Below are 20,630 nucleotides of genomic sequence, written 5' to 3' on the forward strand. Positions count from 1 at the left end.
CTGACTGCTGAGTGCTGAGTAAAAATTAGGGAGAAAGTATCTCTCGGTTGTGTATTTTGTTCTGCGTTCTGGGTGTGGAAGCCCAAGTTGATAGCTGAATCATGACAGATTTTGAAGGTAAGCGCGTTGTTATTACCGGTCTGGGCGCGATTACACCCATTGGCAATACCTTAACAGAGTATTGGGAAGGATTGTTAAGCGGACGTAACGGCATAGGGCCGATAACCTTGTTCGATCCGTCCCGGCATGATTGCCGCATTGCCGGTGAGGTGAAAGGATTTAATCCCCTCGACTACCTGGATCGTAAGGATGCCAAGCGCATGGATCGCTTTGCCCAATTTGCAGTAGCTGCCAGCAAGCAGGCTCTAGCAGACGCTCAGTTTGTTATCAACGAACTGAACGCAGAACAGGTAGGCGCGATCATCGGCACAGGTATCGGCGGTCTCAAGGTACTCGAAGATCAACAAGAGATTTACTTAACTCGCGGCCCAGATCGCTGTAGCCCTTTCATGATTCCCATGATGATCGCCAACATGGCGGCTGGGTTAACCGCGATTCACATCGGCGCGAAGGGGCCAAACTCCTGTTCCGTAACCGCCTGTGCCGCAGGTTCCAATGCCATAGGCGATGCCTTTCGCCTCGTCCAACGGGGCTATGCCCAAGCCATGATTTGCGGCGGCACGGAAGCAGCGGTAACACCTCTATCCTTAGCAGGATTTGCGGCAGCGCGGGCGTTATCGAAGCGCAATGAAGATCCGGGGCGTGCATCTCGTCCGTTCGATCGCGATCGCGATGGCTTTGTCATGGGCGAAGGTGCCGGTATTCTCTTGTTGGAAGAACTAGAACACGCCCTGAGTCGCGGGGCTAAAATTTATGCTGAAATCGTAGGTTACGGCATGACCTGCGATGCCTACCACATGACCGCCCCAGTACCGGGTGGAGAAGGCGCCGCCAGAGCGATGCAGCTGTGTTTGAAAGACGCCCGTCTTACTCCAGACCGGGTTAGCTACATCAACGCCCACGGCACCAGCACACCCGCCAACGATGTTACCGAAACGGCAGCAATTAAAAAAGCTTTGGGAGAAGACGCCTACAAAGTGGCGATCAGCTCCACCAAATCGATGACAGGACATCTTTTGGGCGGTTCCGGCGGCATAGAAGCAGTTGCAACCGTCATGGCAGTTGCCAACGATCGAGTTCCACCGACAATTAACTTAGAAAACCCCGACCCAGAGTGCGACTTAGATTACATCCCCCACCAAAGTCGGGCTCAAAAAGTCGAAGTGGCTTTGTCCAACTCTTTCGGGTTCGGAGGTCACAACGTCACTTTAGCGTTTAAAAAATACGTTGCAAATGGGTAAATAGGACAAGGGATTGGGTAGTATTAATGGGGGTCGGGACAAAAAAGAGCAAATTTCTTCTTACTCCTGACGCCTTAACCCTAGCCCTAGCCCGATAAAAACTACTTGCCCATCGATCCTGCTAGTGGGATGATGGGTATGTTGTTTTGGGGCGATCCAGAGCAGCGACATTTCAGCTCGCATACCAAGTTTTCGACCGTCGTAAAAAAGATTTACAGATTATGGCCGTAGCAACTCAATCGCTTGAGGAACTCTGCATTAATTCCATCCGCTTTCTAGCAGTAGACGCGGTACAGAAAGCAAACTCTGGTCACCCAGGACTGCCAATGGGCGCAGCGCCAATGGCGTTTGTGCTTTGGGATCGCTTTATGCGGTATAACCCCAAAAATCCGAAATGGTTTAACCGCGATCGCTTCGTTCTCTCCGCAGGGCATGGCTCTATGTTACAGTACGCCCTGCTTTATCTCATGGGTTACGATAGCGTCACGATCGAGGATATCAAGCAATTCCGTCAGTGGGGCTCTAAAACTCCCGGACACCCGGAAAACTTTGTGACCGCCGGTGTAGAAGTGACCACTGGACCACTCGGACAGGGGATTGCCAATGGAGTCGGTTTGGCGATGGCTGAAGCTCACCTCGCCGCTAAATTCAACAAACCCGATGCCAAAATTGTCGATCACTACACCTACGTAATCCTGGGTGATGGTTGCAATATGGAAGGAGTTTCCGGTGAAGCTTGTTCCTTGGCAGGACACTTGGGATTAGGCAAACTCATCGCTCTGTACGATGACAACCACATCTCGATCGACGGTTCTACAGATGTGGCATTCACAGAAGATGTTTCCAAGCGCTTTGAAGCTTACGGTTGGCACGTCCTCCACGTTAAAGATGGCAATACCGATTTAGAAGGAATTGCTAAAGCTATTGAAGCGGCAAAAGCTGTCACCGATAAGCCCACCATGATTAAGGTGACAACCACGATCGGTTATGGTTCCCCCAACAAAGCAAATACCGCAGGCGTACACGGTGCGGCTTTAGGTAACGACGAAGTAAAACTGACTCGCGATAATTTGGGTTGGCAATACGAACCTTTTGCGATCCCAGAAGATGTTCTCAAACATACGCGCAAAGCAGTAGAACGCGGTGCTGGTTACGAAGAAGACTGGAACAAGGCTTTAGCTGATTACAAAGCTAAATATCCTCAAGAAGCAGCTGAATTTGAACGGTTCGTGAGCGGCAAACTGCCAGACGGTTGGGATAAAGTATTACCAACTTACACTGCTGAAGATAAAGCACTGCCCACCCGTAAGCACTCGGAAACCTGCCTCAACAAACTGGCACCAGTTTTACCTGAGTTAATCGGTGGTTCTGCTGACTTGACCCACTCTAACCTTACCGAACTCAAAGGGATTGGCGAGTTTCAAAAAGGGCAATACCAAAACCGCAACATCCACTTTGGCGTGCGGGAACACGGTATGGGCGCAATCTGTAATGGGATGGCTCTACACGGTTCGGGATTGATTCCCTACGGCGCTACCTTCCTGATCTTTACAGATTATATGCGGGCTTCGATCCGCTTATCCGCGCTGTCTGATGCTGGTGTGATTTGGGTAATGACCCACGACTCGATCGGACAAGGAGAAGATGGCCCAACCCACCAACCGATCGAAACTCTCGCTTCTCTGCGTGCAATTCCTAATTTGACAGTAATTCGTCCCGCAGATGGAAACGAAACTTCTGGCGCTTACAAAGTTGCGATCGAAAAAGCAAAGAAAAACGAGCCTACCCTGTTGGCGTTCAGTCGTCAAAATCTCCCCAACTTAGCTGGTACTTCCATTGAAGGTGTAGCCAAGGGAGCGTACATTTTAGTTGATTCTGATGGTACACCGGATATTATTCTCATCGGTACTGGTTCGGAAGTTAGCCTTTGCGTTACCGCTGCGGAGAAACTCACTGCTGAAGGTAAGAAAGTGCGCGTCGTTTCCATACCTTCCACAGATATCTTTGATGCACAAGATGCAGCTTATAAAGAATCTGTACTACCGAAAGCTGTCACCAAGCGTTTGTCTGTAGAAGCTGGTTGCAGTTTCGGCTGGCACAAGTACGTAGGTGCTGAAGGCGATACTGTTAGTATCGATCGCTTTGGTGCTTCTGCCCCAGGCGGCGTTTGTATGGAAAAATTTGGTTTTAGCGTTGATAATGTGTTAGCTAAAGCTAAAGAATTGTTGGGTTAATAGTTCGATCGACAAGATTTCGCAGGCAAGATGCCTGTAATACTTGTGGGTGGGCAAGATGCCCACCTTTTTTTTAAATAATCTTGCAAAATAAGGTTTCTGTTTTGTTGTTAGTGGGTCAAACTTACCAAACAACTGAGTTTACAGGTAATCAAGTTATTGTTTCTCAAATTTTTACACACCTGACCCTTACGGCTGAGCAGGTGTTGAATGGATAAGTTTCTAATAATTGTGATATGCTGATAGCGCCACGACCAATGGTAGAAAATTGGATGAATTGGGGAAGTTCAAGGAAAGTACGATCGCCTGATTAAATAGCTAATTAGAGATAATGGTGTGTCGCACTATTATTAGTATACCGTTACTACTCTACTTCTTTACCGGATAGCAGAAAAACTTACATTCTTTCGGAGAGAGTAACAAAGCATTTATCTTTGGCAATTGTAAGTATCTAATAGTCGGTTCAGTGAAATTACTTAAGCTTGCGAGGTTAGCTGGGTACGTATATTTTCAGTAAATGTCAAGCTTTGCAGAAGAAATATTGGCGACAAAAAAAGGCCAAAGCACTAAATAAATTAAATTGACGATTCTCGCGATCGGTGTTTAAATGTCATTCAAGAAAAGGAAAACCTTTTGCCTTAGCAATATCAGTCAAACTTGGCCAAATTAGCTGTTCTGCTTTGATAACTCAAAGCGTCCGCTGGGGAATACTTAGTTTGGCGAGCTAATGAGAGTGTCAACAACCTTGTTTAAGGTGCTATGGGGGTTGCGAGTGCAGATAGGCCGGAAAAAGGAGGCGTTAGCCAAAAACTCTGCCTAAACGTATAACAACAGGAGCCTCCAAAAAAACATCTACCTTTAGATATAAAATTACTCGCCAGTCTTTTACAAAATTGCATAAACTTGGGGTATGCAGATCTTAATTTACTCCTACAACTATCATCCAGAGCCGATCGGCATCGCTCCCCTGATGACGGAACTGGCAGAAGGTTTGGTCAAGCGCGGTCACGAAGTCCGCGTTGTCACGGCCATGCCTAACTATCCAGAACGCCGCATCTACCCCGGATACCGACGGAAACTGTACAAAGCCGAACAAAGAAACGGTGTTTTAATCGAACGCAGTTACGTCATGATTCGCCCGAAACCGAGTTTGCTCGATCGAGTGCTATTGGATGGCAGCTTTGTGCTGACCAGCTTCCTACTCGCCCTCAAAGGCGAGCGACCGGACGTTATCCTGGCAACAGTACCGCCTCTGCCAGTTTGCCTACCGGCTGCTCTAGTGGGATGGCTGCGGGGCTGTCCGGTAGTCTTGAACGTTCAGGATATTCAACACGAAGCGGCTGTTTCCGTTGGTTTGTTGAATAATAAACTTGTAATTCGCGCTTTTGAAGCCCTGGAAAAATTTGCCAATCGGACAGCAACTAAAATTAGCGTCATCGCCGATGGGTTTGTGGAGAACTTACTGGCAAAAGGCGTTTCGCCCAGCAAAATCGAGCTGATCCCCAACTGGGTAGATGTGAATTTTATCCGCCCCTTACCGAAGGAAAATAACGCTTTCCGGGCTGAACATCAACTCAATGGTAAGTTTGTCGTACTCTACTCCGGTAACATTGCCCTCACTCAAGATATAAGAACAGTTATTAAAGCAGCAGCCCTGCTGAGCCATATCCCGGAAATTGTGTTTGTAATTGTAGGTGATGGGCAAGCTTTGGAGCGGGTGCAGTATTATTGCGAAATTGACCAAGCTCATAACGTCAAACTGTTACCATTCCAACCCCGCGAAAAATTACCGGAAATGCTAGCTGCGGCAGATGTAAGCTTGGTGACTCAAAAGCCGAATGTAATAGCGTTCAACTTACCCTCGAAAATTCCTGTGATTCTGGCTTCAGGTCGTCCGATCGTTGCCTCCGTACCCGCGACCGGTACTGCGGCTAAAGCAGTGCGACAAAGCGGCGGCGGTTTGGTGGTAACTCCAGAAGACCCGAAAGCTTTAGCGTTTGCGATTGAAGAACTCTACAACAATCCCGAAAAAGCAGAAATGCTAGGACGGCAAGCCAGACAGCACGCGGTAGAGCATTATTCGTTTGAGCAAGCCTTGAATAGCTATGAGGAACTGTTTGCTTCTTTCGGCACTCAGCTAGCCTCAAAGCCGAAACCGTTGCCAAGCTAGGAGATGTTCGACGCTGCTTTGGCAGGGTGCGTCACCTTTTCAAATCTTAAAAACGATAAAATAAGCACATCGATCGCTTATGGCGTGTAAATAGTGCCTTTGACGATCGAGTTGTTGTGCTATATGGTTGAATAAAGTAATGCGCGATCGGGTATTGGCCTGGTTAGCAGATAACGTTCCCCATTCTCGACTCCAGCATATTATTCGAGTCGAACAGATGTCGATCGAACTGGCGACGCTGCACAATTTGAATTGCGAAAAAGCCGCTGTATCCGGTTTGATGCACGATTTGGCAAAATATTTTAAACCTCAACTTCTCCTTTCCACAGCACGGCAAGAAGGATTGGAACTCGATCCTGTAGATGAGGAAAATCCGCATTTACTGCACGCAGAAGTAAGTGCGATCGTGGCTAGAGACGTGTTTGGCGTAGATGATGAAGAAATATTGCAGGCCATCCGGAATCATACTTTGGGCAGACCCGGTATGAGCTTGTTGAGCTGTAGCGTATTTTTAGCTGACAGTCTAGAGCCGGAACGAGGCAATACCCCAGAGCTAGAAGCTCTGCGGCAAGAAAGTCGCCAAAATCTATACAAAGCTGTTTGGCGAACTTGCGATTATTCGCTGAAATATTTGATAGCAACCCATCGATTAATTCACCCCAGAACTATACTGACCCGCAATTGGGCTATGCAAATGGCAAACCAAAAGCAGGGGCAAGCGGAAAATAATAAAAACCTGATGCCGACATAGACACGATCGGCAGATTGCCCAAAATTTAGCGAACTTATTTAAAATAAAGACAACGTTGAATTCAAAAATTGGTGAAACCAGCGTAAATCTATACCTTTATAACTCGATAAGGATCGAGCCATTTAATGTCCGATCATATCAAAAGCATAGAATCAGCATACCCAACTGTTTTGACAGACGGCAGCGCGGCCAACTCAATTGGAAACAGGCAAGATACCAGCAGCGCACTGGCTTTGAACATAGCTGAAGCAGCCTCAGACCGCAAGGGAGGTGATATTGTAGTACTCCGAGTGTCAGAGGTTTCTTATCTGGCCGATTATTTTATAATTGTCACTGGCTTTTCCAGGGTACAGGTGCGAGCTATTTCTCAAAGCATACAAGAAAAAGTAGAACAAGAACTGCAACGTCGTCCCCGCCGCATAGAGGGACTAGCAGAGGGAACCTGGGTAGTTCTGGACTACGGTGATGCGATCGCCCACATCTTGATGCCTCGCGAACGCGAGTTCTATAATCTGGAAGCGTTTTGGGGGCACGCAGAACGAATAGAACTGCCGCAAATCGAAACCAGTTGAGGTGAATGATGGAGTCTTCTGTTTCTATATGCCCAGTTCCATCCGAACAGCTACCCATCAACGAGTACCAAGAACTGAGAGAGTCTTGGTTCTTTAGTTGGGCAACTCTAGATTGGGTCAGCTACGTTAGAAAGATGGCTTGGGTGTGGGGTTGGAGTTGGTTGCTCACCGGGCCGGTGGCATCTGCCAGTTTTGCCCCTCAGAAGGCTCCAGGCCAGTTTATCTTATGTGGTGCGGCTCTATCCAGTTTTTTTATTGGTTTAGTTCTGCTACAACTATACTTGGGCTGGATGTACGTGCGCGATCGCTTGGCTTGTGTCAATGTGATATACGAAGAGTCTGGTTGGTACGACGGGCAATGCTGGACTAAACCTCCAGAAGTGTTTACCCGCGATCAACTGATTGCAACTTACGAAGTTCAACCGATTCTTCAACGCCTCCAACGTACCTTTGCAATCCTAGTTTTATCTTTTGGCATCGGCAGCCTCATTTGGATTATTCTGTGAGCGCTCAGCCGTGTAATGATTTTAGACAGAGAATAAATCTTCCGATCTAAAATCTAAAATTCCATCAATCCGTACCCCTTCAGTGATACATTCTTACCCATGACAAGGGGAAAAAGAACTCAATCCGCAGAATTAGAAGTAACGCTACTGCGAGAAGGCATTCCTGAATCAATCCATCGCGTCCAAGCGGTTGTTTGTGACGATCGCGGACGCATATTATCGGTAGCAGGGAACGCCGAAACCGCAACTTTTGCTCGTTCCGCGCTCAAACCTTTCCAAGCGCTAGCCGTCACCACTACCGGCACTCTGGAACGCTTCGGTTTGACAGATAGAGACTTGGCGATTATCTGTAGTTCCCACAAAGGCAAAATCGAGCAGGTACGTCAGGTTTTTAACGTTCTCTGGCGTTGCGATATCGACCCGTCGGCACTTCAATGTCCGATCCCGGAAGGTAAGCAAAGTCCGCTGGAATATAATTGCTCCGGCAAACACGCGGGAATGCTAGCCGTTTGCCAGCAACGTAATTGGCCTCTCAATACTTATTTACAGCGCAACCACCCGGTTCAGCAGCTAATCTTGAGCAAAGTGGCCGAACTCCTGCGAATGCCAGGAGAAGAGTTTATCAGCGCTCATGATGATTGTGGCGCTCCTACCTATTTCATGCAACTGGGACAAATGGGGACTTTGTATGCCCAGCTCTCCTCCGGTACAAATTTAGATATGGAGCGCATTGTCCGCGCCATGACACATCACCCAAATATGGTAGCTGGGGAAGGGGAATTCGATACGGAATTGATGCGCCAGACCCAAGGAGAATTGGTGAGTAAGGGTGGGGCAGAAGGAGTTCAGTGCATTGGTAGGGTAGGCGAAGGCATGGGGCTGGCAATAAAGGCGATCGACGGTACCAAGCGTGCCAAACACGCCGTTGCGATTCACCTGCTCAGACAAATGGGCTGGATTACTCCCAGCGTAGCGGAATCTATGTCTGAAACCTTCATCAGCTTGGGCAAGTACAAACGTCTGGAGGTGGTGGGGGAATTATCCTTGCTCTAGCTAGCTTTTTGCAAATATCCAAATTTTTTGGAAATGCCACTTGCAACTTTTTTGTGTTATTGTTATAGTTGTAAAGGCGACGCGGGATAGAGCAGTCTGGTAGCTCGTCGGGCTCATAACCCGAAGGTCAGTGGTTCAAATCCACTTCCCGCCACTAATAAACAAGACAACAAGCCCTGCAAGCTAAAGTGGTTGCAGGGCTTGTTGTATTCTTATGATCGGATATACAAAAAAACTTATGGCTAATCTTTTGCGGCGTCCGATTTTGGTTGGGGGAGTGGGTCTCTCGTTTTTGCTCTGGCTGTGGCAAAGTTTTGATGACATGGCTGGGCAGATGGATGAAGTTGGTATACTGGGTGCGATCGCACTCGGAGGTTTACTGCTATTGCAGAAAAAAGAACCCAAAAAAACCCAGTTACAGCTAGACTTACCGATGGTGGAGCGATCGACCGCAGAAAAAGCGATCGCCCAAGCAGAAAGCGCGATCGCTCTCGTGGAATCAGAAGCAGCTCAGTGCAATGCGATCTCCCAACTGCGTCAAAAAGCCGCCGAACTGACGGCAGAATTAGACCGAAAAAAGATAAGCTTGGCGGTGACGGGTGGCAAGGCGGTAGGCAAAACTACTTTGATTCAAGTTTTGCAGTCGAACTGGGTTTCTCAAATCGCGCAAACTGTGACTTTGCAAGAAACAGCGACATTGTTCGCTCTTGATGAAGCCGGTTTGACCGCAGAGAAAGATGCAATCGCAAGGGCACTCGCTGCGGACTTAGTATTATTTGTTACCTGTGGCGATTTAACAGAGCCAGAATATCAAACTTTGCAGCAGCTAAAAGCAGCTAACCAGCGCACTGTTCTTGTCTTCAATCAAGAAGATCGGTATTTACCGGAAGAACGAGAAGTCGTGTTGCAAAAGCTACAGCAAAGGACGATGTTATTGCTGGAAACAAATGATGTAGTGGCGATCGCGGCATCTCCGAAAGCGATTAAAGTGCGACAGCATCAAACAGATGGATCGGTGCAGGAGTGGTTGGAAGAATCAGTACCGGAGATAACAGCACTAACCGATCGCTTAAGCCAAATTGTAGCGCAGCAAAATCAACAGTTGGTGTGGGCAACAACTTGGCGGCAAGCAATGGCTTTGAAAGCAGAAGCCAAATCGGTGTTGAATGAAATCAGACGCGATCGCGCTTTACCTGCGATCGAACAATATCAGTGGATCGCAGCAGCGACAGCTTTTGCTATCCCCATACCCGCACTCGACTTAGTGGCGACGGGTGCGATCGACGCTCAATTAATTTTAGAGTTGAGCAATATTTATCGACAAAAGTTTTCCCTCGAACAAGCGAAAACTGTAGCCGCAGCAATGGGAAGCTTAATGCTGAAACTCGGTTTGGTGGAACTTTCTACCCAAACAATTACCACAATCCTCAAAAGCAACACAATTACTTATGTTGCAGGTGGTTTGGTGCAGGGAGTCAGCGCCGCCTACTTGACTCGGTTGGCAGGACTTAGCTTAATCGAGTATTTCCAGGAGCAGGATGCTGTTACTGTGGAAGGGGAGAATTCTCTGAAACTCGATCGCCTGCGCGAGACAGTACAAAGAGTATTTCAGCAAAATCAAAGAATGGCATTCTGGCAATCGTTTGTCAAGCAAGCAGTCGGGCGTTTGATGCCAGAAGCGCCGTTGCCTCAAATCACCAGTTCCGAGGCAGTTGTTAGCGGTTAGTGGGTGTGTGAAAAATGTCTACGCAGCGTAATTGGCTACAAATAACTGAATACATCTCCATTGCCGCCTCAGCTGTGGGAACCGTCGCTGCTGGCGTTACCGGTCAGGTAGCTGCGGCTGCCGCACCCCTGACGGTAGCGCTATCATTAAATACGATTAACCGACAGCGATTGCAGCAGGAGATGTACCAGGACACCAGCAGTGCGATCGGCGAGCTGCATCAAACTGTAAGGTCTCTGCATCAGGAAGTCCAAGCGCTGCCAGACCAAACCTTGAGTCCTATTTCCCAGTCTCTGTCTGAATTGGAAAATTTAACTCAGACGCTAACTAATCGACAGCAGGAGTTAAGCGAACAGTTTCAAGCGCGATCCGAAACGCAAGCAATTCAACAACTGGAAAAGTCACTGCAACTATTAACAGAGCAATTCAGAGAGCAACTGACTGTTTTGGGATTGCGGATCGACAATTTGCCAATTCCAGAAGCAGTTGACTTGACCGGAATAGAAAGAGAAATAACCAATCTGCACGCTCAATTGGAGGAGTTAAACGAACAGTTTGACTCCAGACCGGAGGTAGCTGGACTGGCAAAGATGCAGCAAGATACCAGCAGTGCTATTACTCAGCTGTATCACATTTTTGAATCTCTGCATCAGCAAGTTGAAGCGCTACCGGAGCAAACTTTAAATACGATCGGGCAATCTCTTTCTAAGTTAGAAAACTTTACGCAATCGCTAGCCGAAGGACAAGAGGAATTAGCGCAACAGTTCCAAAAGCGACCGGAAATAGAAGAAATCGCAGGCATAACAGAAGAGTTGAATGCGGTGATGTTACTTCTTTCCGATCGCTCTGCTATAGAAGAAGATATTGCAAATATACGTCTGCGTTTGGATGCTCTATCCGAACAGTTGAGCGCTCGTCCGGAAACGCCTGCACCGCCGCAGGTGGGAGAAGAAAGCGCGATCGCAAAGCGGCTAGAAGAAGATATTACTAATTTGCGCTTGCAATTGGAGAATTTAACTCGACAATTTAGAAGTCGCCCGGAATTAGAAGCTCTGCCACAAATGCGGCAGGAAATCGATCGCACAAGCGAACAATTACATCAAATAACACAAAATCATCTCGCTTCTTTAAGCGAACAAGTGGAAATTTTAACTCAACAGTTGAGCGCAGGACCGGAGGTAGAAGGTCTACCACAAATTCAGCAGGAAATCAGTAGCGCCAGCGCTCAAATGCGTAAAATGGAAGCAGAAATTGTTTTCTTGAGTCGTCAGTTCGAGAATATAACTCAAAATCTCAATAGCACAGAAGATACAAAGATAGAAGCACTGCCGCAGATGCAGGCAGAAATAAGAACGGCAAGCGATCGAGTGCGTCAAATGGAAGGAGAAATAGTTTCTTTCCGCACTCAGTTGGAAAATCTGATTGAAAACTTTAACAGCAGAAGGGAAATAGAAGTACTGCCGCAGATGCAGGCGGACATGAGAACGGCAAGCGATCGAGTCAGTGCAATGCAAGCAGAAATAGCTGCCTTCCGCACTCAGTTAGAAAATTTAGTTGAAAACTTTAACAGCAGCAGGGAAATAGAAATACTGCCGCAGATGTCGGCGGATACTAACAGCGCCAGCGATCGAGTCAGTGCAATGCAAGCAGAAATAGCTGCTTTCCGCACTCAGTTAGAAAATTTAATTGAAAACTTTAACAGCAGAGGGGAAATAGAAGTACTGGCGCAGCCGGAACAGGAAACTAGCACTGAGATCGAACGATTGAATCAAGTAGAAACAGAACTGGCAAATTGGCGGTCTCAATTGGAGAATTTAGTTCAACAGTTCAACTCAAGACCAGAAGCGGAATTACTGCCACAGGTGCAGCAGGGAATGAGCAGCACGATCGCCCATTTTCGTCAAATCCAAGTAGAAATCCTGTCTGTGCGCCGTCAGTTTGATGCGCTGACTCGAAATTTCAATTCTCGCCCGGAAATAGAAGCGCTTCCCCAGGTGCGAGAAGAAACAAATAATGCGATCGCTCAGTTAGTTAAAATGCAAGCGGAAATAACAAATTTCCGGGCTCAACTTGATGCTCTAAATCAGAAATTTAGCGATAGAACGGAAATAACTGCGCTGACTCAAGTGCAACAAGAAACTCGGAGAGCAATAGAGCAATTAAATCGACAATTACAGGGAGAAATAAGTAATCTGCGGGTGCAAATCGATGACATATCCGAACAGTTAGCTGCTAGACCGGAAGTGGCGGTAATAGCAGAAATGCAACAGGAAAGTAGCAGTGCGATCGCACTATTAAACCAACAATTGCAAGGAGAAATTGGAAATCTGCGCTCGCAAATAGATGACTTGACCGACCAATTAAGCAACAAATCAGAAGAAGTCGAGGTAGTAGAAGTAAGACAAGAAAGCAAAAGCGCGATCGCACTGCTAAACCAACAATTGCAAGGAGAAATTGGAAATCTGCGCTCGCAAATAGATGACTTGACCGACCAATTAAGCAACAAATCGGAAGAAGTCGAGGTAGCAGAAATAAGACAGGAAAGTCAAAGCGCGATCGCCCTTTTAAACGAACAACTGCAAGGAGAAATAGGTAATCTGCGCTTTCAGATAGATGATTTGGTCGAACAAGTGAGCGATAAATCGGAAGCAGCAGCGCTAGCAGAAATACAACAAAATACCAACAGCGCAATTGACCAGCTAAATCAACAATTGCAAGGGGAAATTATTAATTTGCGTTCCGGTCTGAATGATCTAAACCAACAGTTTAGTTCCAGACCGGAAGTGGAAGCGATCGCAAATTTATCGGAAGCACTCGCCGCAATACAGCCTCCCCAAATTGAAGATTGGCCTCACATCAAAATCAAGGTAATTGGTGTGGGTGGAGCGGGCGAAAAAGCGATCAACCGCGCAATGGCTAGCCGCCTCATAGGTGTTGAATTTTTGTGTATAAACACTGATGCTCAGGAATTAGCGCAATCATTTGCCCCCAACATTTTGCAAATCGGACAAAATTTGACACAAGGAATGAGTGCTGGTGCCGATCCAACTACTGGGGAACAAGCCGCAAAAGAATCGCGTCAGGAGATAGCAGCTGCGATCGAGCAATCCGATATAGTATTTATTGTGGCTGGAATGGGAGGCGGTACGGGCACAGGCGCTGCACCAATTATAGCAGAAATTGCTAAAGAAAAAGGTGCTTTAACAGTAGGAATTGTCACGCTTCCTTTCGTTCATGAAGGGCGACGCCGCATCGAAAAAGCAAATGAAGGCATTGCAGATTTGCAGAACAAAGCGGACGTTTTGATTGCGATTACCATCGATAAAGTTTTAACGACGATCTCAGAATGGACGCCGATAAAAGAAGCGTTTCGAGTTGTGGATGATTTGTTGTGTCAGGCGGTGGAAGCAATTTCCGATATTATCAATGTACCGGGTTTAGTGAATGTGGATTTTGGCAATTTGCGAAAGGCGATCGCATCTTCTGGAATAGCACAAATAGGAATTGGGCAAGGTTCCGGAAAATCGAGAGCAAAATCGGCAGCTATGGCAGCAATTTCTTCTCCCTTATTGAGTGGCTCGATTAAAGAAGCAAAAACCGTTATTTTTCATATAAAGGGAAGTAGCGATATGAGCTTGCAAGAAGTGAATACGGCGGCGGAAACAATCAATGAATATCTCAATGCTAAAGCTAATATAATGTTTGGCGCAGACATAGACGATCGGCTGCAAGATGAAGTGAGAGTAACCCTGATTGCGACTGGATTGGCGGGACGTTGATAATACCAAAGTACAATTTCCTCCTCAAGTTATAGGGCTAGTCATGTCTGAGGATAGAATACCTGCGAAAAACCGAACACTATTCTTAGAGAAGAACGTTTTAAGAGAGTGGAAATTATGACACCAAATAATCCTCAAGACAATCGCCAAGATCAGTATCTTAATGACCCTCAAGATAACCCTGGAACCCAAACAACTATACCAACCACAGAAGAGGGTGACACTCCCGTCGATGAAAGATATCGCATGACCGGTCAAGAATCCGGTACAGAAGTCCGTTCTGGCGCAGAACCTGAAGCTGCTGGCGGTAATGTCAAGGTGGTTGGCGCTCCCAATCAAGGAACTGACTCTCGTTAAAAAGTTTCGGCTCTTCCGCACTTTTCAGCGTGCAAATTTCGGTTTTTACGAAATAGGCATAGGGCATGGGGCGACGCAAAAGCCTTACATAGTAAGCTCTGTGTTCAAATCATAAGTTTTACCGATCGCACTGTGTACGGGAGAGCCAATGAAACTTCTAGATGGTGAAAAATACAACCATTTAGAAATAGTCAGACTGACTTGATAAGCCTGTAAATTAAACCGAAAACCTGCGGCTTTTAAATAATAAGGTCGCCGCTTCTGTGATGGTGAAATAATCTTTTTTCTTTGTGAGTAATCCAAGTGCGATCGCACTTGGATTACATTTTAAGCTTTTACGGTAAACTTTCTATTTAAGTCAGAATATATTTTTGTTGAATTTCCCGATATCGTTTGCATTCCCCACTTGGACAAACCTTACGTCTAGTGTAAAATGTCCAACTCAAAAGTTTGAGATTAGATCAAAATAGATTTGTAGGCTCTCCTTCCCTGTCTAACCTTGAGCAATCCGCAATCCTCCCAAACTAAATCAGAAGCTGCACGTCGCAGCAGCCGACAAGAATCCCACTTCAACCAGGCCCGTTCCAGTATCCGACGCGCCGTATCTGGATATTCCCCCAAAATCCGGGCGGCGTTGCGATCGGAAATGGAGACTTTGACGAATAGCCTGCAAAAATTAGACCAAGGCGTGATTCGCATTGCCGCTTTCGGTTTGGTCAGTCGCGGCAAATCAGCAGTTTTGAACGCCTTGCTGGGCCAAAAAATCCTGCAAACCGGGCCACTCCACGGCGTTACCCAGTGGCCCCGTTCTGTGCGGTGGACACCCGACAGCGGTGGCAAGGTACAGGTGGAATTAATCGATACACCGGGATTGGATGAAATTGAGGGACAAGCGCGGGCGAAAATGGCGCAGGAAGTGGCGCGGCAAGCAGATTTGATTTTGTTTGTCGTCGCTGGCGATATCACGCGCACGGAGTATCAAGCGTTATGCGAACTGCGACAAGCGCAAAAGCCGATAATTTTGGTATTTAACAAAATTGACCTTTATCCAGACCAAGATAGGCAAGCAATTTATCAGAATTTGCAACAACTGGGTGCCGGTAGCAGCGGTGGTAGGCGTCTGCAACAGTTACTATCTCCAGATGAAATCGTGATGGTGGCGGCGGAACCGGCAGCAGTGCAGGTGCGGGTGGAGTGGCCGGATGGTAAAGTTAGTTATGAGTGGGAATCGCCGTCAGCGCAGATAGATGAGTTAAAGGAAAAAATTCTCGCTATTCTAAATAGAGAAGGCCGATCGCTCCTAGCCCTCAACGCTTTAGTTCAGGCTAGAGAAGCGGAGACTGCTATGGCCAGTAAAATCTTGACATTACGCAACACAGACGCCGAAAAGTTGATTTGGCAGTTTACCAAGTATAAAGCTCTCGCTGTCGCTCTCAATCCGATCGCTGTTTTAGATATCCTGGGCGGAACAATCGCCGATTTAGCGCTCATCCGCGAGTTGGCGCGACTGTATAATTTGCCCATGACCAGTTACGAGGCTGGCAAATTATTAAAAACAATACTTTTGAGTGCTGGTGGTTTGCTGTTGGGTGAATTGGGTAGCAGTTTGCTGTTGGGATTTGGCAAGAGTGCGGCTGCTGTTGCTGGCGGTGAAAACCCAACTAATTTTACAGCATATGGAGGAGCTGCGATCGCCCAAGCAGGTGTCGCCGGTTATGGTGCTTACGCAGTCGGACGCGCCGCCCAGATATATTTAGAGCAAGGTTGCACCTGGGGACAATTAGGGCCAAACACAGTTATACAAGAAATTCTCACGCAAGTGGAACCCAGTACGATTCTGTATCGCCTGCGCCAGGAATTGCAGCAATAAATCTTTGTCCCCTTTATCCCCTGTTTTTTCTGCCTTTTGACTTTTAAGATTGTATTTGTGAAGAGTCAGCAGAATCGCTAGCCATCCCTAATTCAGCCTCGGCGCGACTCAACATCGCATCCTGAACGTGTTGGCTTTCTTGACGCTGCTGCGCCATTTGCTGTCGCGCTTGTTCCTCAGTGCTGGAGTTGGCCAAGTTATTTGCCTCTGTTTCAGCACGACTCAACATCACATCCTGAACGTGTTGGCTTTCTTGACGCTGCTGCGCCATCCGTTCCCTAGCTTGTTCTTCAGTATTCATGGTGTGAACCTCTGTGGGAGCTATACTTTTCTTTCTAGCACGGCTCGTACCGAAAAATCTTTTTTGTTTTCAATTTTTAATTTTTAATCGTCAAAGCCCTTTCCGCCATTTGGATCAGTTTCTGGGTACTTTTACTGTGATTTACGCTCAACCGAGGTATCTGATAATTGCTTCTCAACCAACCTATTTTAAACATTCTGCTGTTGTACAAATACCCCGATAGATAGTACTTAGAAACATACTCTTCTACTTTTTTATTAGAAGCGCCATAGGGATATGCTATGTGAGACGCCACTGTTTTATTTGGGTCTAAGTCTTGAGTACACCTTCTTAATTTGACTTGTGCTTCGGCAATTTCGTAAATCAATTCGTCTGTATTTAATTCAGTTAATTTTTTATGTCTGTGTCCGTGAGATTGAATATCGTAAAAACCCTTTAGGAACCCTTTCCTCAAATTTCTACAAGTGAGGTTGTAGGCAGTTTTACTTTCCCCCTTTGCCAGAATACCTGGGTTAATAAACAAAACTACTTTAACTTTTTTACCGTATTTATTTTCCAAATCGCGCAAAACAGGGAGCAAATTTGTATAAAAAGTTTTATAGGAATCGTCAAAGGTGATCATAATTGGCTTTTGACCGAGATGTTCCGGGGGAATCTGCTTAAATTTAACAATAAAATAGTCATACATATCTTGAGTTGAAAGGAACCAAAAATTGTGGCGAACTAAATAATCTAAAAACTCGCTCAAATCTTGCTTGGTGTAATCTATTTCAGGCAAAGGACTCCCTTGAAGACGCTTTTCACTGGGATTTTCAATATCAATAATGCTATGAAAGCCAAAAATAGGAATTTTTGGTGTTAAGAAATTTAGAATTAACCATATAGTAAATATACTGGCTACAGTAGCGATAAAAATTCCGAACGGAAAATTTTTAAATTTAAACTTGATTAACTTCATCGATCGCATCTCTCTAATGCTTAAATCATCATTTTAATCTCATCTCGCTCCTAAATAACACACGAGTTCCTATTGTGCAATAAAGAGCGGGCAAACAGTATCAATGGTTGCGAACCCGACGCGGTGAACTGGGCATTAGGGGTTTGTTTGCAGGTGGTTTGAAGCGAGGCGGGATGGGGGGAAACTTGGGAGGGGCTGGTTGAAACCATTTAAAAACTTGTGCTTGACCCAAATGGAAATGATAAACAGTTGCTAATGCGGCTAATGAGAAGTAAAAAAATCGGATTGCCCAACTGCCGCTTGCCAACAAACCATACACTACCTCTGGTTTTAATTTAGCTATTTTACCTAAACTGATGAAGTCTGACTTTACTTTTTTCTCCAAATCTTCAATTTTGGTTATTTCTGACATTTTTGTTGGCAAAACGGGAAACTGGGCAGTATAGGAATAGAACCCAAAGAATCCACCTGCATTAACTTTTTTCTGCAAAAATGAGTTGGTTATTTCTTCAGCTTTGGCAAAGGAAATATTTTCGCGATCGGCAAAATCTTCAACCCAATAATTGTATTTGACAAAAGCACTGGTACTGAAAAGAATGGGAACTAATATGATGAGCAATACAGCGCTAGTTTTGGTTTGGGCGTACTTAGGCAACAAAGCGCTTGCCATACCAAACCCCATTCCCAATAAGGCAAAAACGATGATATTAACAAACTCCCCTATATCTAGAATTGCAAATAAATCGCCAATGATTAAAATTTTATATATAAGTTCTTCGCAGATGATACTAGCTGCAATTTTGCCAATCACTACGATAAAAATGAGATTGAGAACAATAATGATATATAAGATAGTTTGCGCCAGCAGCTTGAGAAACTTCATTGCATTAATAGGGGATTAAATGTTAGTTTGACTCTCCAGCAACAGATTTGCTGAGTTCCTTTTTTGCAGCTTGGGTGATGTGTTCGATCGCCTCTAAATCGGGAGCCGAGTTTGGGCTATCTATACTCAGCCATAAAAGATACTCTATATTACCGGCAGGGCCGACGATCGGCGACCAGGTTAAACCGCGAAATTTCCAGCCAATCTGTTGGGCGGCTGTGCATACTTGCGCGATCGCACTTGCTTGGTCGCCAGTATCGCGCACGACGCCTTTTTTGCCAACCCGTTCTCGCCCTACCTCAAACTGCGGTTTAACAAGCAATATTGTCTCACGCGGAACCTGAAGCAGCTGCCATAACGCAGGCAAAATTTTTGTTAAGGAAATGAACGAAACATCCACCACACCCAAATCCGCCAGCTCGGCTGCTTCGTACAAGTCATCTGCTGTGAGATACCGCAGGTTAGTGCGTTCCCGCAAAATCACTCGCGGATCGTTCCGCAGACCCCAATCTACTTGACCGTAACCCACATCAACGCCGTAAATTAGTTTCGCCCCAGCTTGCAACAGGCAGTCGGTAAAGCCCCCAGTAGAGATGCCCCCATCCAAGCAAATGCGCCCTTCCACAGAGATATCAAAAAATTTTAGCGCTTTGGCGAGTTTTTCGCCGCCTCTGGAAACGTAAGGCGATCGCTCTTTGATCTGGATCTGCGCCGATTGTTCCACTTCTGTGCCCGGTTTGTCAATCACCTGCCGATTTACCAGCACTTCCCCCGCCCGAATCAGCCGCTGGGCCAACTGTCGGGAAGAGCATAAATCGAGTTCGACTAACAAGGTGTCTAGGCGTTTTTTTGTCATGACTTCATCAAATTGTAGAGATTTATGCAGTTAATACACATAAAGCTAGCTAAAACTGTCGCATATGTAACAATTATCTTAGATACCTGAGAAGCAACTGCTTTGTTTTCTGCATTTATTTTCTCGATAGGAAGCCAACTATGCTAGAAACTAAATTAACGACCTGCGCCACTTTACTGTACCAATGGCTTTTGCCGCGAGCTACCGATGCTGGTAAGCTGAAAGTAGACTTACAAGATTTTCGAGCGTGGACGGCGGAGTACCGGGAAAAACCGTTTAGCGATCGCGAAATTCTCGACGCACTCAGACAGTTAAAGGAACTTCAGCTAATAACCGTCAGCAGAACAGAAGTAACCCTGGAAGTCAAACAACAGAATTTTAGCTTAGACACCCAACCGCCTACTCAGCTATTGTTGAAACAGAGCGATCGACCGAATCGATTAATTTTACTGTTAAAAATAGTTACAGGTTCTTTGTTGTTGGGATTAACTTCTGTTACTTTTGGTTTGGCTTTGCTACAGACACAACCCCAAGTTTTATCAACGCCTAACCAGTGGAGTGTTTTGGGTGAAAAAACTGTCGATCTAAATGATTGAAATTCACTCGGATGGTAAGATTAAAGCTAAAGCGCGATCGATAATTTCCTCCTTGTTAACCAGTCTTTCTAATTCTTCAGTTTCGTAACGTCCTTCTTCTACTTCTAAAGAAGCTTGGTTAATCGCTTGCAAGTAGGCTTCTTCTAAAGCGATGTGTAATTCTTCTGGTATCAGGTAATAACCCCCAGCCTTACGTCGCTTATTCTTTTTATGGATTGGCAATATTTTTCTATTCGCTCTACCTTAAAAAACTAAGGCCAACTTTAATATATAATACTTGAGTTCATGAAAAATAACTCTCAGGTGTAATGGCCAATTTACCAGATGAAACCTTAACAACTATTCTTTACTTGCAACGAAGACTGTTTCAAATTATTAATCAAGCTAGTGCAGCCGAATTTAATCTGGCTGAAGAATACGGTGAAACAGAAGCAACTTTAGGGGAGTTAGAAGAACTGAAAAACGTAATTGAACGCGCTAGGACTTCCTATACTCGGCTGTATAGGTTAGTATTGTTGGTAGGTGAGTCTCAACCAATGGCTGATTCTGCGGCTCTTCCGTACTTAGTGTGATTAATTTTGCTTATCAAAACCAAAAATTTGAGAAGCCGAAATCACTCAAAAGCTTACTAGATAAGGAAGTAAGGCAAAAAGGCTG

General features: G+C 45.8%; 18 protein-coding genes, 1 tRNA gene and 1 pseudogene. 14 read left to right on the forward strand and 6 right to left on the reverse strand.

Annotated elements, in window-relative coordinates; genetic code table 11:
* Positions 1 to 101 precede the first annotated feature (101 nt).
* The 11 genes from fabF (at position 102) to H6G03_RS13795 (ending at position 14,509) form a co-directional block, all read left to right on the forward strand.
* A complete protein-coding gene (gene fabF / locus H6G03_RS13745; protein WP_190464937.1) occupies positions 102 to 1,361 on the forward strand; it encodes a beta-ketoacyl-ACP synthase II in 1,260 nt (419 codons plus the stop codon).
* A gap of 221 nt (positions 1,362 to 1,582) precedes the next feature.
* Positions 1,583 to 3,595: a transketolase gene (gene tkt / locus H6G03_RS13750; RefSeq protein ID WP_190464938.1), complete on the forward strand. Its 2,013-nt coding sequence runs from the start codon at positions 1,583 to 1,585 to the stop codon at positions 3,593 to 3,595.
* Positions 3,596 to 4,505: 910 nt separating this feature from the next.
* Positions 4,506 to 5,765 (forward strand): glycosyltransferase family 4 protein, encoded by a 1,260-nt coding sequence (locus tag H6G03_RS13755; protein WP_190464939.1) that lies wholly within the window; start codon positions 4,506 to 4,508, stop codon positions 5,763 to 5,765.
* A gap of 139 nt (positions 5,766 to 5,904) precedes the next feature.
* Positions 5,905 to 6,516, forward strand: coding sequence for a bis(5'-nucleosyl)-tetraphosphatase (symmetrical) YqeK (yqeK, locus tag H6G03_RS13760; protein ID WP_190464958.1), 612 nt, complete (start codon positions 5,905 to 5,907; stop codon positions 6,514 to 6,516).
* A 125-nt stretch (positions 6,517 to 6,641) separates the two neighbouring features.
* Positions 6,642 to 7,088 carry a ribosome silencing factor gene (gene rsfS, locus H6G03_RS13765; protein ID WP_190464940.1) on the forward strand — a complete coding sequence of 149 codons (447 nt, stop codon included), beginning with the start codon at positions 6,642 to 6,644 and terminating at the stop codon, positions 7,086 to 7,088.
* A 5-nt stretch (positions 7,089 to 7,093) separates the two neighbouring features.
* The gene (locus tag H6G03_RS13770) at positions 7,094 to 7,594 is read left to right on the forward strand and encodes a CGLD27 family protein (protein ID WP_190464941.1); all 501 of its coding nucleotides are present in this window, start codon (positions 7,094 to 7,096) and stop codon (positions 7,592 to 7,594) included.
* 99 nt (positions 7,595 to 7,693) lie between these two features.
* The gene (locus H6G03_RS13775) at positions 7,694 to 8,647 is read left to right on the forward strand and encodes an asparaginase (RefSeq protein ID WP_190464942.1); all 954 of its coding nucleotides are present in this window, start codon (positions 7,694 to 7,696) and stop codon (positions 8,645 to 8,647) included.
* Positions 8,648 to 8,727: 80 nt separating this feature from the next.
* Positions 8,728 to 8,801, forward strand: a tRNA-Met gene (locus H6G03_RS13780).
* A gap of 84 nt (positions 8,802 to 8,885) precedes the next feature.
* Entirely contained in the window at positions 8,886 to 10,373 is a 1,488-nt protein-coding gene (locus tag H6G03_RS13785; protein ID WP_190464943.1) for a slr1306 family protein, read from the forward strand.
* A 14-nt stretch (positions 10,374 to 10,387) separates the two neighbouring features.
* The gene (ftsZ, locus tag H6G03_RS39485; protein WP_347339481.1) at positions 10,388 to 14,152 is read left to right on the forward strand and encodes a cell division protein FtsZ; all 3,765 of its coding nucleotides are present in this window, start codon (positions 10,388 to 10,390) and stop codon (positions 14,150 to 14,152) included.
* 117 nt (positions 14,153 to 14,269) lie between these two features.
* Positions 14,270 to 14,509 (forward strand): hypothetical protein, encoded by a 240-nt coding sequence (locus tag H6G03_RS13795; protein WP_190464944.1) that lies wholly within the window; start codon positions 14,270 to 14,272, stop codon positions 14,507 to 14,509.
* An 84-nt stretch (positions 14,510 to 14,593) separates the two neighbouring features.
* On the opposite strand, the gene H6G03_RS37550 is transcribed toward H6G03_RS13795, so the two are convergent.
* Entirely contained in the window at positions 14,594 to 14,812 is a 219-nt protein-coding gene (locus H6G03_RS37550; protein ID WP_206756627.1) for a hypothetical protein, read from the reverse strand.
* Between the two features lie 196 nt (positions 14,813 to 15,008).
* Between H6G03_RS37550 and H6G03_RS13800 the strand changes: the two genes are divergently transcribed.
* Positions 15,009 to 16,379 carry a GTP-binding protein gene (locus H6G03_RS13800; RefSeq protein ID WP_190464945.1) on the forward strand — a complete coding sequence of 457 codons (1,371 nt, stop codon included), beginning with the start codon at positions 15,009 to 15,011 and terminating at the stop codon, positions 16,377 to 16,379.
* A gap of 43 nt (positions 16,380 to 16,422) precedes the next feature.
* Here the strand turns inward: H6G03_RS13800 and H6G03_RS13805 are convergent, their stop codons facing one another.
* The 4 genes from H6G03_RS13805 to H6G03_RS13820 all read right to left on the reverse strand — a co-directional run bounded on the left by H6G03_RS13805 (position 16,423) and on the right by H6G03_RS13820 (position 19,377).
* Positions 16,423 to 16,680 carry a hypothetical protein gene (locus H6G03_RS13805; RefSeq protein ID WP_190464946.1) on the reverse strand — a complete coding sequence of 86 codons (258 nt, stop codon included), beginning with the start codon at positions 16,678 to 16,680 and terminating at the stop codon, positions 16,423 to 16,425.
* A gap of 76 nt (positions 16,681 to 16,756) precedes the next feature.
* Positions 16,757 to 17,638 (reverse strand): polysaccharide deacetylase family protein, encoded by an 882-nt coding sequence (locus tag H6G03_RS13810; RefSeq protein ID WP_190464947.1) that lies wholly within the window; start codon positions 17,636 to 17,638, stop codon positions 16,757 to 16,759.
* 100 nt (positions 17,639 to 17,738) lie between these two features.
* Complete coding sequence (locus H6G03_RS13815) at positions 17,739 to 18,521, reverse strand: hypothetical protein (RefSeq protein ID WP_190464948.1); 783 nt, start codon at positions 18,519 to 18,521, stop codon at positions 17,739 to 17,741.
* Positions 18,522 to 18,543: 22 nt separating this feature from the next.
* Positions 18,544 to 19,377, reverse strand: a complete 834-nt coding sequence (locus H6G03_RS13820) for a TlyA family RNA methyltransferase (RefSeq protein ID WP_190464949.1) — start codon at positions 19,375 to 19,377, stop codon at positions 18,544 to 18,546.
* Between the two features lie 140 nt (positions 19,378 to 19,517).
* On the opposite strand from H6G03_RS13820, the gene H6G03_RS13825 reads away from it, so the two are divergent.
* Positions 19,518 to 19,973, forward strand: coding sequence for a hypothetical protein (locus H6G03_RS13825; RefSeq protein ID WP_190464950.1), 456 nt, complete (start codon positions 19,518 to 19,520; stop codon positions 19,971 to 19,973).
* Positions 19,974 to 19,976: 3 nt separating this feature from the next.
* Here H6G03_RS13825 and H6G03_RS13830 read toward each other — a convergent pair.
* Positions 19,977 to 20,189 (reverse strand): annotated as a pseudogene (locus tag H6G03_RS13830) (hypothetical protein); the annotation flags it as partial.
* 92 nt (positions 20,190 to 20,281) lie between these two features.
* On the opposite strand from H6G03_RS13830, the gene H6G03_RS13835 reads away from it, so the two are divergent.
* Positions 20,282 to 20,545, forward strand: a complete 264-nt coding sequence (locus H6G03_RS13835) for a hypothetical protein (RefSeq protein ID WP_190464951.1) — start codon at positions 20,282 to 20,284, stop codon at positions 20,543 to 20,545.
* Positions 20,546 to 20,630: the final 85 nt, after the last annotated feature.

Source organism: Aerosakkonema funiforme FACHB-1375 (assembly GCF_014696265.1).
GTDB classification, from domain to species: domain Bacteria; phylum Cyanobacteriota; class Cyanobacteriia; order Cyanobacteriales; family Aerosakkonemataceae; genus Aerosakkonema; species Aerosakkonema funiforme_A.